This is a genomic window from Neorhizobium petrolearium, from assembly GCF_017873175.1.
Taxonomy (GTDB): Bacteria; Pseudomonadota; Alphaproteobacteria; order Rhizobiales; family Rhizobiaceae; genus Neorhizobium; species Neorhizobium petrolearium.
In genome coordinates this window covers 178,245-193,708 of record NZ_JAGGJW010000013.1, presented here as the reverse complement: position 1 = coordinate 193,708, position 15,464 = coordinate 178,245, and the positions used below count along the sequence as shown (strand labels likewise).

Here is a 15,464-nt window from a genome sequence, read left to right as displayed (position 1 = left end):
AAAAATGCTGCACTGCAAAGAAAGTCATATCGCCTTAATCAGGCAAGCGCAATTTGAACGGATGCCGGATGTCAAATTTGTGTCAGATGGCTTCAAGGCGCTGGTGCGCTCAGATGACAAGGCCCAAACGAAAGGCGGAAGCGACCACATGCTGCCGATTCTTGGCTCTCAATTTCTCCTGCAGACCGTTGATGTACCAGTCTACCGTATGGCTTGAAATATCGAGCGACCTGGCAATCTCGTTGGAAGTCAGGCCATCTGCAAGCAGACCGATGACTTCCATTTCGCGTCGCGTGAGCTGCGTATCCACATTTGCAACAGTTTCTAGCTCTTCGGCCTGGCCGCGCAGCTCCATAAAACGCCAGAACACCTTCTTGGCGGCCGCATCAAAAAGTGCCATTTCAGCCGGCGAAAGATCGACCGGCCGACCTCCGATAGTCATATAGCCAAGCAATCCATTGCGGCCATATACGGGAAAGATGTAGCCATCCTGCAGACCGTAACGAATCCCTTCCTGCATCATCCGCTGCATGCGCTGCTTATGGGGGTCGTTCCTGAGCGCGAAGATGGCGTCGCGCCAGCGGATGGACCTCTGCGCGATGCTGAGCATTCGGATCGCCGGATCCACGAGAACGTATTTGCGGCCAGCATAGATTTCCGGCCAGCCCGCTGGCCAGCGGCTGGCCAGCACCACACGCGCAGGGTCCTGATTGGGTCGAGGCTGGACGAGCAGGCTGTAATATTCAAAGCCATAAGCCTTCAGCAGAGATTCGAGTTCAGCCGTTAATTCCGCCTCTGTCTTGACTTCCCCAACAAGTACCAAGAGTTGCACGATCAGTTGAATATTCAAAACCGCCCCCTGATATGCCCATTCTTGGCGTCTTTTGGTTTACGTTAAATTTCAATAAATTCCCGCGTACATAATCGATTAGCATAGTTATCATTCATTGAAGGTACATCGCGAAATCTAGCCCTTGACGGTTTCGTTAGGGAAGCCGGCAACCCGACGGGGCCGTCGATGACGCCAAGCCTTGCTCTTTATGAAACATTTCTGGCAGAAGGACATTATCTCCGTCGCGGAATTGCCTTTTCCGATCGTTAAGTTTCAAGTGCCGGCCGCGATGGCGGCTTCATATCAAGAGGTTGCGCCATTTGACGCTGTTCCAGGTTTATGCACGAGCTCTCAAATATCTGGCGAAGAACCGGTGGCGGGTAACTGCGGTCGTCATCGCAAACATCGTGCTTGCCGTCATCACCATTGCCGAACCAATTCTCTTCGGCCGGATTATCGATGCCATTTCATCCGGCGGCCCGGTGGCGCCGGTGCTCACGCTTTGGGCCGGATTCGGCGTCTTCAACACTGTTGCCTACGTCTTGGTCGCCCGCGAGGCGGACAGGCTTGCCCATGGCCGCAGGGCGTCACTGCTGACGGAAGCCTTCGGGCGAATCATATCCATGCCGCTCTCCTGGCATCATCAGCGCGGTACGTCCAACGCACTACACACTCTTCTTCGGGCAGCAGAGAGCCTGTTCGGCCTCTGGCTCGAATTCATGCGCACCCACCTCGCGACGGCGGTAGCACTTATCCTCCTCGTCCCTACGGCGATATCGATGGATTGGCGGCTCAGCATCGTATTGCTGGTCCTGAGCGTGCTCTACTGGATCATCGGCGTGACGGTGATGAACCGCACGAAGGAAGGACAAGCTTCCGTCGAAAACCATTATCACACAGTCTTTTCGCATGTGAGCGATTCGATCAGCAATGTTTCGGTGCTGCATAGCTACAATCGCATCGAGGCTGAGACCAAGGCTCTCAGAGGCTACACCAAGGATCTGCTCGCCGCTCAATATCCGGTGCTCGATTGGTGGGCTCTTGCGAGCGCGCTGAACCGCACGGCTTCGACCGTATCCATGGGCGTTATCCTCGTCATAGGAACTCTCCTGGTACAGCGGGGCGAGTTGCGGGTTGGCGATGTCGTGGCCTTTATCGGTTTTGCAAACCTCCTGATCGGTCGCCTCGATCTGCTGCGCCAGTTTGCCACCCAGATTTTCGAGGCGCGTGCCAAGCTCGAAGACTTCTTCGCCCTTGAAGATTCGGTCGAAGAACGCGCCGAGCCGGCCGATGCCCGAGAACTCGACGCCGTGCGGGGCGAAGTGGAATTCCGCAATGTCTCCTTCGGCTTTTCAAACACGAAGCAGGGGGTGCATGACATCTCCTTTATTGCCAAAGCCGGAGAAACAGTTGCGATTGTCGGCCCAACCGGCGCCGGCAAAACGACTCTCATCAATCTCCTGCAACGGGTCTACGATCCTCAAGAGGGCAAGATCCTCATCGACAGCACGGACATCGGCACCGTGACGCGCAGATCGCTGCGTCAATCCATCGCTACCGTCTTTCAGGATGCCGGCCTCCTGAACCGTTCGATCAGTGAGAATATCCGTCTCGGCCGCGAGGGTGCGACCGAGGAGGAAATTGCCAAGGCGGCCGAGGCTGCCGCCGCAACCGACTTCATCGAAAGCCGGCTCAGCGGTTACGACACATCTGTCGGCGAGCGTGGCAACCGTCTTTCCGGTGGCGAGCGTCAGCGCATCGCGATTGCGCGCGCCATCCTCAAGAACGCACCGATCCTGGTCCTTGACGAAGCGACCAGCGCGCTCGATGTGGAAACCGAGGCTCGTGTAAAGGCAGCGATCGATCGGCTGCGCAAGGACCGGACGACCTTTATCATTGCTCACAGGCTGTCGACCATCCGGGATGCCAACAAGGTAATCTTCCTCGACGATGGTCGCATCATCGAGATGGGCAGCTACGATCAGCTCAGCCAAAGTGGCGGGCGTTTTGCTTCGCTGCTCAAAGCCAGCGGCATCCTGACTGACGACGACACCAGGAATGAGGCCGGAGCAGTCGCGCAACCCGCCTGATCTGATCTTCCCGACTACCAAGAGAAAACCCGCCGCCATATATATATGGCGGCGGGTTTTCTTTGGTTGATTCTTACCGGCAGGTATTAGCTATGAGCCGGCTCTGACAATTTCCTGGCAGCGGATGTGCCCAAGAGAAAACCTTCCGTTTCGTTCACCGCCTTGCCGTCGACAGTCACCTTGCCTTTTTCAACCACGATCTTGTGAACCACGTCGTCGATCGTAAGTTCGGCGGTAAAGGCGTTCCAGCCGGTTGGCAGGACGGGGTCGACAAAGAGCCTATCTCCTTGGCGCCGAAGGCCAAGAATGCCCTCGACCGCCGCGCGATAGAGCCAGCCGGCCGAACCTGTATACCAGCTCCAGCCGCCTCGCCCGGTGTATGGCCCATGACCATAGACATCGGCCGATATCACGTAAGGCTCTACGCGGTAGGTCTCTGCTGCGGAGCGGTCGAGCGCGTGGTTGATCGGATTGAGGATCTGGAAGCACTTCCAGGCATCGTCACCACGCTTCTGCGCCGCCAAAGCGAGCACAACCCAGATTGCCGCATGAGTATACTGGCCGCCATTCTCCCGGACGCCCGGCGGATATGCGCGGATATAGCCGGGATCCTTGCGGGTATCCTGGAACGGCGGCGTGAAGAGGCGGATGATGCCCGCCTCCTCATCGACCAGCTTGTCGAGCACCGCATTCATGGCTTGGCGGGCACGATCCGGATCGCCCTCGCCGGAAAGGACACTCCAGGACTGGGCGAGTGAATCGATACGGCATTCATCGCTTGAGCCGGAACCGAGCGGAGACCCATCATCGAAATAACCGCGACGATAATAGCTACCGTCCCAGCCGGCCTTCTCCAGAGCTTGCCTCAGGCCTTCAAGATGGGCCGTCCATTGCTCGACACGCTGACGGTCGTTCCGCTCCTGCGCATAAGGCAGGAAGTTCCGCAGAGCACATGCAAGGAACCAGCCAAGCCAGACACTCACGCCACGGCCGCCGACCCCAACTCTGTTCATGCCGTCGTTCCAATCACCGCCGAGGATCAGCGGCAGGCCATTATCGCCAGTGCGGGCGATCGCAAGGTCAAGCCCTCTCGCCGCATGTTCGTAGAGGCTCGCCGTCTCGGACGAAATCTCTGGTTTGAAGAAAGCATCGTGCTTGTGCTTTTCCAGAAGCGGACCTTCCAGGAAGGCGAGATCTTCGTTCAGCAGCGACTTGTCGCCCGTCGCCGCGACATACTGATGCGCCGCATAAGCCAGCCAGACCACATCGTCGGAAATCATCGTGCGGACGCCGGCACCGGAATTTGGCAGCCACCAGTGCTGCACATCGCCTTCCTTGAACTGCCGCGAGGCCGCATTGACGATCTGGTGGCGGGCAAGCGACGGCTCATGCACCAGGAAGGCCAGCGTATCCTGCAATTGATCACGGAAGCCGAAGGCTCCGGATGCCTGATAGAAGGCCGTGCGAGCCAGGATGCGGCAACCGAATGCCTGATAGGGCAGCCAGTGATTGACCATGTTGTCGAGCGACTTATCCGGCGTCGATATCTTGAGACGCCCGGTGAACCCCTTCCAGAAATCGCGACTTGCCTTGAGAACCGCATCAAACTCTTCGCTGCGCAGTTCAGCGACAAGCGCCTGTGCATCCTCTTTCGTATCCGCGTCCCCGAGGAAGAAGGTGAGCTTCTTTTCCTCGCCCGGCGCGAGCTCGATATCGCAGCAAAGCGCCGCGCACGGATCGCCGTCGAGATCAAGCGAGCCGTTGAGCGCTGACGCGGACGTAACCGCCGCTGGCAACTGCACCGAACCGAACCTGCCGATGAATTCACGGCGGCTGGCCGTGAAGCCGGACGGCATCTCCTTCATCGCCATGAAGGCGAAACGGCGATGATCGATACTGTAGGGATTGGTCGCGAAGAGCGCTCCTGTTTCCTCGTCGCGGCTCGACAGGATGAAAGGAATCGATCGCGCCGGATTACTACCGAGCAGCCATTCCGCGTAAGCGTAAACTCGCAGCTTACGGGTCTCGGAGCCAATATTGCGCAGGAAGAACGACGACAGCTTCGCCGGACGTGTGCGATCGACCGTCTGCATGAGTTCCAGCCTCAGGCCATCATCCTCGGAGGTGAAGACCGAATAGCCGAGACCATGCCGAGCCTCAAACTTGACTTCCGGCTTGCGCGACAGAGCGGCAAATGGCGTGAGGATAGCACCACTGTCCCGGTCGGCAACGTAGAACGCTTCGCCGGGCCGATTGACGACCATGTCGTTAGTCCAGGGCGTCAACTGGTAGTCGCGGGAATTCTGCGCCCAGGTGAAGCCTGCTCCTTCCGCCGAGATATGGAAACCGAACTTCTCGTTGGAGATAACGTTGATCCACGGCTGAGGCGTAGCCTGACCACCGTGCAGGCGGACGACATATTCACTGCCATCCTTCGAGAAGCCGCCGTAGCCGTTCCAGAAATCCAGATCGGCGGCTGTCCCGATCTCTGCCGGAACCTGGAAGATCTCGCCCTTCGACAGCGGACGGCGATCGACCTCGATCTCTTGATCCTTCGACGGCGCAAATATAGAGGCAGCGCGATTAAGCTGGTCGCTGATCTTGCCGTTGCGTGCATGAAGGACTACGCGCGAAGCGGCGATCAGACTCTCCGATCCCTCCTCCTCCATGATGTCGCGTCGAAGCGAAAAGACGTGCTGACGCTGGCCTTCCTGCTGACCGGCCCGGCGGGCGGTTTCGGAGAGATATTCGATCGCATGCTGCATTTCCTGCGCATAGGACGCGGCACGCTCATTGAAGATCACGAGGTCCGAGACCACCCCGCGTGACCGCAAGTATTCCTGCGCGCTCATCGCTTCCTTGGCGACTGCCATGTCGTTGTCGTCATTGATGCGCAGCGTGAAGATCGGGAAATCACCCGAGACGGAGGACGGCCAGAGCGACGACTGCGGTTGCATGCCGGCCTGGATCGTTGACTGATCGGCACGAAGCTGCATGTCCGGATAGATGAGATAACGCGCCAGATGCTGGAAGGCCGCAGCATCCTGGGACGACACGCCGAGATGGCGCATCTGTACCTGCGTGCGTGTCCAGGCCTGGGTGAGTTCGGTCTGAAACGCATCCGGATGCCGGTAGCGTTCGATCGCCTGGTCGAGTTCGTCGCGCTTCGGCGCGGCGATCGTCCAGAATATGACGCTCACCTTCTTGCCGGCTGGTACGCGAACGACCCGGCGCAACGAGAGTATGGGGTCGAGCGTGAAACCGTCGGTGCCGGAGAGTGTCGCACCGTCATCGAATGCGGCAGCCTCCGAAAGCGTACGACCGCGGCCCAGGAACTTCCGGCGATCCGTTTCGAATTCGGTGGGACGCGCCGAGCCCGCATTGTCGGCCGCCAGATGCGCGATGATCATATCCGGATCATTCGGGTTGCGCTTGTTGCGCCAGGCGCGGATCACGTCGCCACGCTTGCCGATCTCGGTGCGGACGAACATGCGCGAGAAGACCGGGTGAGCATTATCGTCATCTTCTGCCGCCAGCACGGGCTCGAGGTAGGAGGTTACCTCGATGAAACGGTCCTCGGTCCCCATGTTGAGCAATGTCAGGCGGCGACCTTCCGCATCGTGCTCCGTCGCGACGATACATTCGACGGTGCTCGTCAAATCGCCGATCGTCTTGTGGAACTCGGCGCGTTCATCGCTGAAGATGACTTTCGTCTGCTCGCCTTCCGCACGTCGCGGCTCGGTGGTAGCGGACCACCAGTCACCGGTCGCGGTATCGCGCAGGAACAGGAACTGCCCCCAGCGGTCTTCCGTCGGGTCGGGTTTCCAGCGGGCGACCGACATGCCGTTCCAGCGGGAATAACCGGAGCCGGTGGCCGTGAGCATGACCGAGTAATGGCCATTCGACAGAAGCACCAGTTCACGCTCCTTGGAGGCCGGATTGCTGATGGTGCGGATTTCCGGGCGCAGCAGTTCGCCCTGGCCCTTGCCGGGGGTCTCCTCGTGCTTGGCGCTCATGACCGGTATGTCACGCGGCGCCTTTTCCTGCAGAAGCAGTTCGGCGGCTTCGATCACCGGATCGGAATGGAAGAGCTCGCGCAACAGACCGTTCATGACGACGTTGGCAATCGCTGCGATCGACATGCCATGATGATGGGCATAGTAGTTGTAGACCACTGCGCAACGCTGGCCTTCCGGCACCCGGGTCGGGGTGAAATCGACCGCATCGTGGAAGCCGAACATGCCGAGTGCGCCGAGCGAGCGCAGCTCTTCCAGATTTTCCGCGGCCGCGATGGGATCATATTGGCTGGCAAGGATCGACGCGTAAGGCGCGATCACGGCATTCTGCCCAAGACCGCGCTTGAGACCAAGAGTCGGGACCCCGAAGTTCGTATACTGGTAGTTGAACTGATGGTCGCGGGCATTGAAAGCCGCTTCGGAAATACCCCAGGGCGTTCCGAGGCGCTTGCCGTGATTCATCTGCTCCTTGACCACCAGATTGTTCGTCTGGTTCAGGATGCCGCCCTGACGCTCCTGCATGACGAGCGGCGGCATCAGATATTCGAACATCGAGCCGGACCATGAAACGAGCGCTCCCTGCGCGCCGATCGGCACGACCTGGCGGCCGAGGCGATACCAATGTTCGGTCGGGATGTCGCCCTTGGCGATCGCAAAAAGGCTGGTGAGGCGGCATTCAGATGCCAGCAAGTCGTAGCAGGCTTCGTCCAGTTCGTTGGTTTCGACACGATAACCGATCGACAGCAGCCGGCGTTCCTTACGGAACAGGAAGCTGAAGTCCATCGAGAAGGCAAGATTGCGGGTGCGGTCCCGCAAGGCGATCAACCGCTCGCGTAACGATTCGATATTTGCATTGTCGAAGACACTGTCGGCGATATGCACCTCGCAGATATTGACAAGCGATGCTGCCCAGCGGGTGACCTCCTCGCTCTGCGTTGAACGCACTTCATGGTCGAGATTGGTCGCAAGCTTCTGGATATCGCGCGCGAGGACCGCCAGATTGATGATGCGAATCGAGGCAAATTCGTGCTCACGCTTGACGGCGGCAAGCGCATTGCCGAAGCCGGCAATGCGCTCCTCGAGACGGCGACGCAGCGGACGAACGGTTTTGCGGTCGTCCGGCAGTGCCTTCAGAGTTTCGGCGAGGATGCCTGCGACATCGCCGATACCGTCGAGATTGCCCTGGAGGTGCGCAGACGGCGCCTCAGACCAGATACGGCAAGCCGACGAGATTGCAATCAGATGACCGGCGAGGTTGCCGCTGTCGACCGACGAGACGTAGCGGGGCCCGAGCGGTTTCAGCGTGTCGGTGTGATACCAGTTGAAGAGATGGCCGCGGAATTTGTCCATTCTCTCTATGCTGGAAATAGTCTGCTCGATGCGCTCGATCGTGTCGGTAAAACTGATCCAGCCGAAATTCCGCGCCGAAATCGTCGACAGCAGATAGACGCCGATATTGGTAGGCGACGTGCGCTTGGCGATGATCGGATCCGGTTTCTCCTGGAAATTGTCCGGCGGCAGATAGTTCTGCTCGAGCGTGACGAACGCTTCGAAGTAGCGCCAGGTGCGGCGGGCGATCTTGCGCAGCTCAACCGACACCGGTTCCGGCACAAAGAGACGATCTTCCGTTTCCGCCGATTGGCTCACATACCAGGCGACGAGCGGCGAGAAGATCCAGAGTACGGCAAACGGGATGCCGACGAGGAAAGCATTGTCGCCAGGAATTGCCGAGAGGATGATGCTGAGGACCGCAATCGCCGGAGCATGCCACATCGCTTTGTAGTATTCCTGCGGGCTGCCTTGGGCACTCGACTGGATTGAAGCAGCGGTGCGCCATTCCAGCATCAGCTTGCGGCTGAAGAACAGGCGATAGAGAGAGCGGGTGATCGCATCCGTCATGATGCAGGCGGCATCCGCAATGAAGACGACGCGAAGCGCAACCTGCGCATTGGCGGAGCGGATATCTGACCAGACGGAGTAGAAATGCGCTCGGGGGACGATGTCCGTGGAATGCGGCAGAAGACCGGTAACCAGTGACAAGGTCGGAGCCACGAACAGCGAGAAGATCAGCAGGATCTGCCAGATCAGCGCGCCAAGCGGATCCATGAAATACCAACCAAGTACGGAAGCGAAGAACCAGGCAATCGGCGTGAGCGAGCGGCGCAGGTTATCGATCATCTTCCAGCGGCCAAGCGCCGTGACGCCGCGCTTCGGATCAAGAATATACGGTAGAAGCTGCCAATCGCCACGGGCCCAGCGATGCTGGCGGGAGACTTCGACCTCGTAACGGATCGGGAAGTCCTCGACCAGTTCCACGTCAGTCACCAGCGCGCAACGTGCAAAGGAACCTTCGAGGAGGTCGTGCGAAAGCACCGAGTTCTCGTCGATCCGTCCCTTGAGCGAAGCCTCGAAAGCATCGACATGGTACAGGCCCTTGCCGGTGAAGCTACCCTCGCCGGTGAGGTCCTGGTAGACATCGGAGACGGTGAAGACATAAGGATCGAGACCGCGTCCAACCGAAAAGACACGCTGGAAGACCGAGGCTTCCTTGCCGGTCGTTAGCGAAGGCGTCACGCGTGGCTGCATGAGACCATAGCCGTGGATCACCCGGTTCGACTTCGGATCGAGCACTGGTCGGTTGATTGGATGATGCATCTTGCCGACGAGTTTCGTCACCGCGTCGCGCATCAGGCGCGTGTCGGCATCGAGCGTCATGACATACTGGATGCCTTCCGGCACGATGTTGGCGCCAGGAAGATAGGTGGTATCGCGATCGCCGCGGAGCAGAAGGTTCAGTTCGTGCAGCTTGCCGCGCTTGCGCTCCCACCCCATCCAGGCGCCCTCGTTTGGGTTGAAAAGGCGGCGACGGTGCAAGAGGTAGAAACGTGTTTTACCGTCACGGGCATATTTGGCGGCAAGCGCAGCGACCTCGCGCTTGGCATAATCGAGAATTTCCAGGTCAGCGTCCGTTTCCTCAAACTTGCCGTCACGCCAATCGCTCAAGAGCGCGAAATAGATCTCGCCGTGCGGATTGGCGAGATAGTGGACTTCAAGGTTACGAACGAGTTCGTCGACCGTATCGCGGTCCGAAATCAGGCAGGGCACCACGACAAGCGTCTTCGCCTCTTCCGGAATGCCTTCCTTGAATTCGTAACCAACAAGCCGCGCCGGCCGTACCACGTAAGTGACGAGTGTATTGAAGAGGCCTGTCACACCTTCGGAAGCCGGCAACGCAAACATCAGCAAGAAGAAGAAAACGACCGGCAGCGGCATGTCCGCCTGCACGAGGAACCAGCCGGCGATCGCCATTGCCAATACCGTCAGGAAAATGACAGGCCCGGCGATGGCGAACCAGTTGAGGCGACGGACGAGACGCACGATCTGCTGGACCAAGAGCGGTTTGTAACCGACCGCCGCTTCCAGTTCCTTCAGCCGACGGCCCACGACGAAAGCGCCGATATTAGTTTCGCGCGGATCGGCATTTTCCTGGGCAGCCGCCTCTTCAGCCAAACGGATCGCCACTTCCGCCACTTCCGCTTCGCTTCTACGAGAGCGGCGGGCGACCTGTTCGATGCGGTTTCGATAAGCGTTGCGCGATCCGAAATCGAGAGCTTGATAGTCTGTGCGCTCGCGGAAGATCCTGTCGATCTGCGAGACTTCCTCGAACCATACGCTCCATTCCGTATCGTCGATCTCGCGCAAGCTCTTGATGATGTTACCCATCGTCACGTTGCCGGACGAAAGGCGATTCTGCTCGGCGAGCATCACTTCTTCGGTATCAGTGCCGGCCTGCTCCAGTCGCTGTTCCAGCCAGGCGATCGCGAAGCCGGACGTCTGAGATGCATTGCGCAAGCGATAGAGAAACTGAGTGGTGAAGGTGTTGTCGTTTGTCAGATCTTCAACGCCCTTGAGCAACCCCGCACTCGCGGTCTCGTCGTTGAGACGGATAATCTCGTCGGCAACTTCATTCGCGCGACGGCGCATGTTGCGAGAGCGGTCGACGCGCGTAGCGATGCGGCGAAGGTTCTCGATCAGGACAAAACGTGTGAAAGAGGGCAACGCCCACAGCTCGCCGATCTGAAGCGGCTCGTTGAGCTGGAAGCCTTCGACCATCGCCCCGAGCCCGTCGTGGGACAAGCTGCTGTGCGTGTGGGCGACATACAGCCAGGCAAGCGCCAGAACACGCGGCATTTCCTCGCCGGCAACCCTCATCGTCGGAAGCTGGCGGTAGAATTTGCGCGGAAAATCGCGGCGGACTTCCTGAATCGCTTCCTCAACGATGTAGTAGTTGTCGAGCAGCCATTCCGCAGCCGGCGTAATTGTCGCGCCGGCATCCACATCGACAGCGGTCGCCCGATAGACCCGGAATATCTCCTTCTCATTCTCCTTGAGACGTTGAAAGAAATCGAATCCCGCGAAGCCGGGCAGGCCGGATGCGCCCTCCCGCCCGAGTTTCTCGCCACATTCCCTCAAACCGTCGATGTTGAAGTAAATCGAGCGGATGGAATCGTTGTGGTCTATCTGCCTGGCTTCGGTTTCGCGTGAGGAAACTGGAGACGTATTGTGAAGGGACATGGATACGGCTTCTGGGTGAAAACTCTTGGGGGTTTGTCGGCCTCGCCTTACTCGGCCTGCGTCAGAAGCGCCAGTTATCATTTTGATTATGGTGACTATCTGACGCAAATCCGCGAAGAAGGGAAATAGAGGGCAGCCTCGATATTGCAAATGATTGACCGAAATCTATCGCCCGCTTTTCGCGGATCGACACATCTTCCGCCTCTAGCCGGGGCAGCCTGAATAGAGGCTGAACAGAAGCGGGCTATTGATAATGCTCGGAATTTCCCCACAGATGCAATGTACGCATTTCTCCTTCTAGATGCCCTTGAATGGCGTGAAATTTGATCGCCGGCAGGTTACCTCCGGCGCGTCACGCTGCTATTCATATGTCGAGCGGAAGGATATGGCCTCGGTTCGCCCGCAAACAATCCAATCGAAATTCCGGTACTTTGAGAAATGACGATCCAGTTTTCCAATTACATGGCCGAACTGATAGCGACCCGCCGCTACCTTCATCAATATCCCGAGCTCGGACTTTCGGAGTTCAACACGGCTGATTTCATCGCCAAGCAGCTTGTCGAACTCGGTTACGAAGTCACCCGAGGCCTCGGCCAGACCGGGCTCGTCGCGACACTCAGGAATGGCGTCAGCAATCGCGCCGTCGCCATCCGTGCCGATATCGACGCGCTGCCAATCGAGGAGGAGACCGGCGTTGAGTATGCCAGCAGGAACAAGGGATTGATGCATGCCTGCGGTCATGACGGCCACACCGCCATGCTACTGGGAGCCGCCAGGATCCTCGCGGAGCGGAAGAATTTCGACGGCACGATTCACCTGATCTTCCAACCAGCCGAGGAAAATTTCGGCGGGGCAAAGCTGATGATCGACGACGGCCTTTTCGAGCGCTTTCCTTGTGATGCCGTCTTCGGCCTGCATAACGATCCGAGCCTGGCTTTCGGGCAGATCGGCGTGAAGGACGGCGCCATGATGGCGGCGGTTGACGAATGCCGCATCGTCGTCAACGGCCGCGGCGGCCATGGCGCCGAGCCGCAGGACACCGCCGATCCGATCGTCTGCGGCGCGAGCATCATCATGGCGCTGCAGACAATCGCCTCGCGAAACGTTCATCCGCTCGATCCGACGGTTGTTACCGTCGGAGCCTTTCATGCCGGCACGGCCAGCAACGTGATTCCAGAGCGGGCGGAGATGGTTCTGACGATCCGCTCCTTCGATCCGATCGTCCGCAATGAACTGGAAAATCGCATTCGCATGATCGCCGAAGGTCAGGCGGCAAGTTACGGCATGACTGTGACGATAGACTATAAACGCGGCTATGAGGCGACGATCAACCACCAGACGGAAACGGCTTTCGTTCGCAATCTGGCCAAGCGGGTCTTCGGCGAGGAAAAGGTCGTCGATTTGCCGCGTCCATCGATGGGCAGCGAGGATTTTGCCTATATGTTGGCAGAGCGACCAGGGACCTATTTTCTCCTCGGCACCAAGCGCAGTGACAACGACCCGCCACTGCATCATCCGCGATTCGATTTCAACGATGACGCGCTACCGATCGGCACGAGCTTCTGGGTGGAACTTGCCGAAGCCTATCTGCCGATGAAATAGCCTAGGAATGCAACACCTCCCGAGCCGGTAGAGCACGGGAGGCGTATGGCGTGATCCTTGAAAGGATCGGAAGCTTAGGGGAACAGGCCGAGCGTCACTGCCCCGACGAAGATGAAGGCTGCGATCACCAGAGCCGTATTGGTGGCCCACTGCCATTTGCTTGTGAAGGCAGCGTTGCGAACTGGGAAAGACCGTGTCTGATGCTGAGCTTGCTGCATGGATATCTCCCGGGTTCTGGTTTGCCCTTTCAGAGCAGCCTTATGTTAACTTATCACGATTAACTCGATAGAGATAATGTTCCATCCGATCCGCTTGCCGTAGAAAATCCTTTTTTCTTAACGGCGGCTTTGACGAGTTAACAGTTTATTATACCCCGGCCATGCCGACCGGCAATTAGGTAGGAAACTTGTCGAGCGCCAGGCGGAAGACGTCGACGTCGATATTGCCGCCGGAGCACACAGCAATCACCGTGTCGCCCAGTGTCTCACCATGAAAAAGAGCAGCCGCCAACGCCACGGCACCACCCGGCTCGACCACGATCTTCAGGCGGCTGAAGGCAAGCGCCACCGCATGAAGCGCCTCGTCCTCGGTAACGACGAGACCTGGGCCGCAGAGCCGCGACATGATCGGAAATGTGATGGCGCCCGGCTGAGGCGTAATGATTGCATCGCAGAGTGAACCGGATTGCGCCGCATTCCGCTCGATCTTTCCGGATGCAAGAGAGCGCGTCACATCGTCGAAGTCCTGCGGTTCGCAAGGATGGACACGGAACTGCGGTGCCTTGGCTTCGAGTGCCAGCGCAACGCCGGAAATGAACCCGCCGCCACCTGTCGGCACGAGAACATCCGCCTTCCCGATCCCCTCTTCCTTGGCCTGCTCTGCAATTTCAAGACCGGTCGTTCCCTGACCGGCAATAACCAGCGGCTCATCGAAAGGCTTGATCAGCGTCAGACCGCGCTCCCGCGATAGCCTCTCACCGATTGCATCGCGATCCTCGTTGGCTCGGTCGTAAAGCACAACCTCGGCGCCATAGGCGCGAGTGTTCTCGATCTTGATGCGGGGAGCGTCGGACGGCATGACAATGACGCTCGGAATACCGTGCATTCTGGCTGCTAGCGCGACACCCTGTGCATGGTTGCCGGAGGAAAAGGCAATCACCCCTTTGGCGCGCACCTCTGTCGGTAGCGCCGAAATCGCGGACCAGGCACCCCGAAATTTGAAAGAGCCCGTATGCTGCAGGCATTCCGGCTTTACAAAGACGCGCCGTCCGGCGATCTCGTCCAGGAATGGAGAAGAAAGCAGCGGTGTTCGGCGCACGTGACCATCGAGGCGGACACGGGCGGCTTCGATCATGGCGATATCAGTCATGCGGAAATCCAGTCGAGGGGAGAGAGGGTAGACCGGCTGGCAACCCTATCGATGCCTTTGGCCGCCGTAAAGATTGAAGCAACAGCATCAGCCGGTTTCTATCTCCTCGGCAAATGGCAGCTTGCCGAGCTTCAGCACGGCCTTGATTGGCAGGTGGTCGGAGGCGAGCCGTGCAAGTGGCGTATCATGGGTCTTCACGGCGTCGATGAGCCCCGGGCGGTTCGCCATGATCCGGTCGAGCGCCAGAACCGGCAAGCGAGAGGGAAAGCTCGGTACGGCGGCAGGCAAGCCGAAGACGGAGGCAAGCGTGTTGAGCGAGGACCGGTCGCCCAGCCGCCATTCGTTAAGATCGCCCATCAATACGGTCGGCTGCTCTTCGCGCGAACTCAGGAAATCGAGAATGACGCGCGCCTGCTGATGCCGCGAGCGGTTGAGCAGGCCGAGATGCGCCGCAATGATACGGAACATGCTGCCGTCCTTGAGTTCGAGTTCCGTGATAAGCGCACCACGCGGCTCAAGCCCGGGCAACTTCACCTGGTGCACGTCGCGGACCAGGCCCTCGCGAAGGAAGACCGCGTTGCCATGCCAGCCATGAGCCTTGGTGACTCCGTTGACAGGGACCGGGAAAAGCCCGGTCTCCCGCTCCATCCACGCAAGATCCAACAACCCCCGCCGTTCGCCGAACCGGGTATCGGCTTCCTGGAGGGCGAGCACATCGGCTCCGATTTCGCGGATCACATGGCTGGTTCGAGCAGGATCGAACTTGCCGTCGACGCCAACACATTTATGGACATTGTAGGAGGCGATCAGCATGCCCTTGCTGCGATCATGGGGCTCATGCCCCCCCACGCCCCGATTCTTGTGAGCTCGGATGGATGCCAGAATGCTTGCTGAGAGATTTGGGCGTTTTTCCCGCATGATCTGAAAGGCTATTCGCATACACACAAACTATACGATAATCCGCTTGCCGATCCAGCTTTT

Annotated in this window: 7 protein-coding genes; 2 read left to right on the top strand and 5 right to left on the bottom strand. The window is 58.8% G+C overall.

The genetic code is table 11. The features are described 5' to 3' along the window. Positions 1-109: 109 nt before the first annotated feature. Complete coding sequence (locus J2046_RS24010; protein WP_210056184.1) at positions 110-850, bottom strand: LuxR family transcriptional regulator; 741 nt, start codon at positions 848-850, stop codon at positions 110-112. 302 nt (positions 851-1,152) lie between these two features. Between J2046_RS24010 and J2046_RS24005 the strand changes: the two genes are divergently transcribed. Beyond that, positions 1,153-2,922, top strand: a complete 1,770-nt coding sequence (locus J2046_RS24005; RefSeq protein WP_210056182.1) for a glucan ABC transporter ATP-binding protein/ permease — start codon at positions 1,153-1,155, stop codon at positions 2,920-2,922. Positions 2,923-3,008: 86 nt separating this feature from the next. Here J2046_RS24005 and J2046_RS24000 read toward each other — a convergent pair whose 3' ends face one another. Next, the gene (locus tag J2046_RS24000; protein ID WP_210056180.1) at positions 3,009-11,513 is read right to left on the bottom strand and encodes a GH36-type glycosyl hydrolase domain-containing protein; all 8,505 of its coding nucleotides are present in this window, start codon (positions 11,511-11,513) and stop codon (positions 3,009-3,011) included. A gap of 438 nt (positions 11,514-11,951) precedes the next feature. Between J2046_RS24000 and J2046_RS23995 the strand changes: the two genes are divergently transcribed. Continuing rightward, entirely contained in the window at positions 11,952-13,115 is a 1,164-nt protein-coding gene (locus J2046_RS23995) for a M20 aminoacylase family protein (protein WP_233470235.1), read from the top strand. 74 nt (positions 13,116-13,189) lie between these two features. Here J2046_RS23995 and J2046_RS23990 read toward each other — a convergent pair whose 3' ends face one another. The 3 genes from J2046_RS23990 to J2046_RS23980 form a co-directional block, all read right to left on the bottom strand. Next, positions 13,190-13,333 carry a hypothetical protein gene (locus J2046_RS23990; protein WP_210056178.1) on the bottom strand — a complete coding sequence of 48 codons (144 nt, stop codon included), beginning with the start codon at positions 13,331-13,333 and terminating at the stop codon, positions 13,190-13,192. A gap of 175 nt (positions 13,334-13,508) precedes the next feature. Beyond that, complete coding sequence (locus J2046_RS23985; protein WP_210056176.1) at positions 13,509-14,483, bottom strand: threonine ammonia-lyase; 975 nt, start codon at positions 14,481-14,483, stop codon at positions 13,509-13,511. Positions 14,484-14,570: 87 nt separating this feature from the next. Then, positions 14,571-15,401 (bottom strand): endonuclease/exonuclease/phosphatase family protein, encoded by an 831-nt coding sequence (locus tag J2046_RS23980; protein WP_210056173.1) that lies wholly within the window; start codon positions 15,399-15,401, stop codon positions 14,571-14,573. Between the last annotated feature and the right edge of the window lie 63 nt (positions 15,402-15,464).

Coding starts and splice junctions, on each gene's coding strand:
- J2046_RS23980 (WP_210056173.1), bottom strand. CDS start 15,401: ATGCGGGAAAAACGCCCAAATCTCTCAGCAAGCATTCTGGCATCCATC.
- J2046_RS23985 (WP_210056176.1), bottom strand. CDS start 14,483: ATGACTGATATCGCCATGATCGAAGCCGCCCGTGTCCGCCTCGATGGT.
- J2046_RS23995 (WP_233470235.1), top strand. CDS start 11,952: ATGACGATCCAGTTTTCCAATTACATGGCCGAACTGATAGCGACCCGC.
- J2046_RS23990 (WP_210056178.1), bottom strand. CDS start 13,333: ATGCAGCAAGCTCAGCATCAGACACGGTCTTTCCCAGTTCGCAACGCT.
- J2046_RS24000 (WP_210056180.1), bottom strand. CDS start 11,513: ATGTCCCTTCACAATACGTCTCCAGTTTCCTCACGCGAAACCGAAGCC.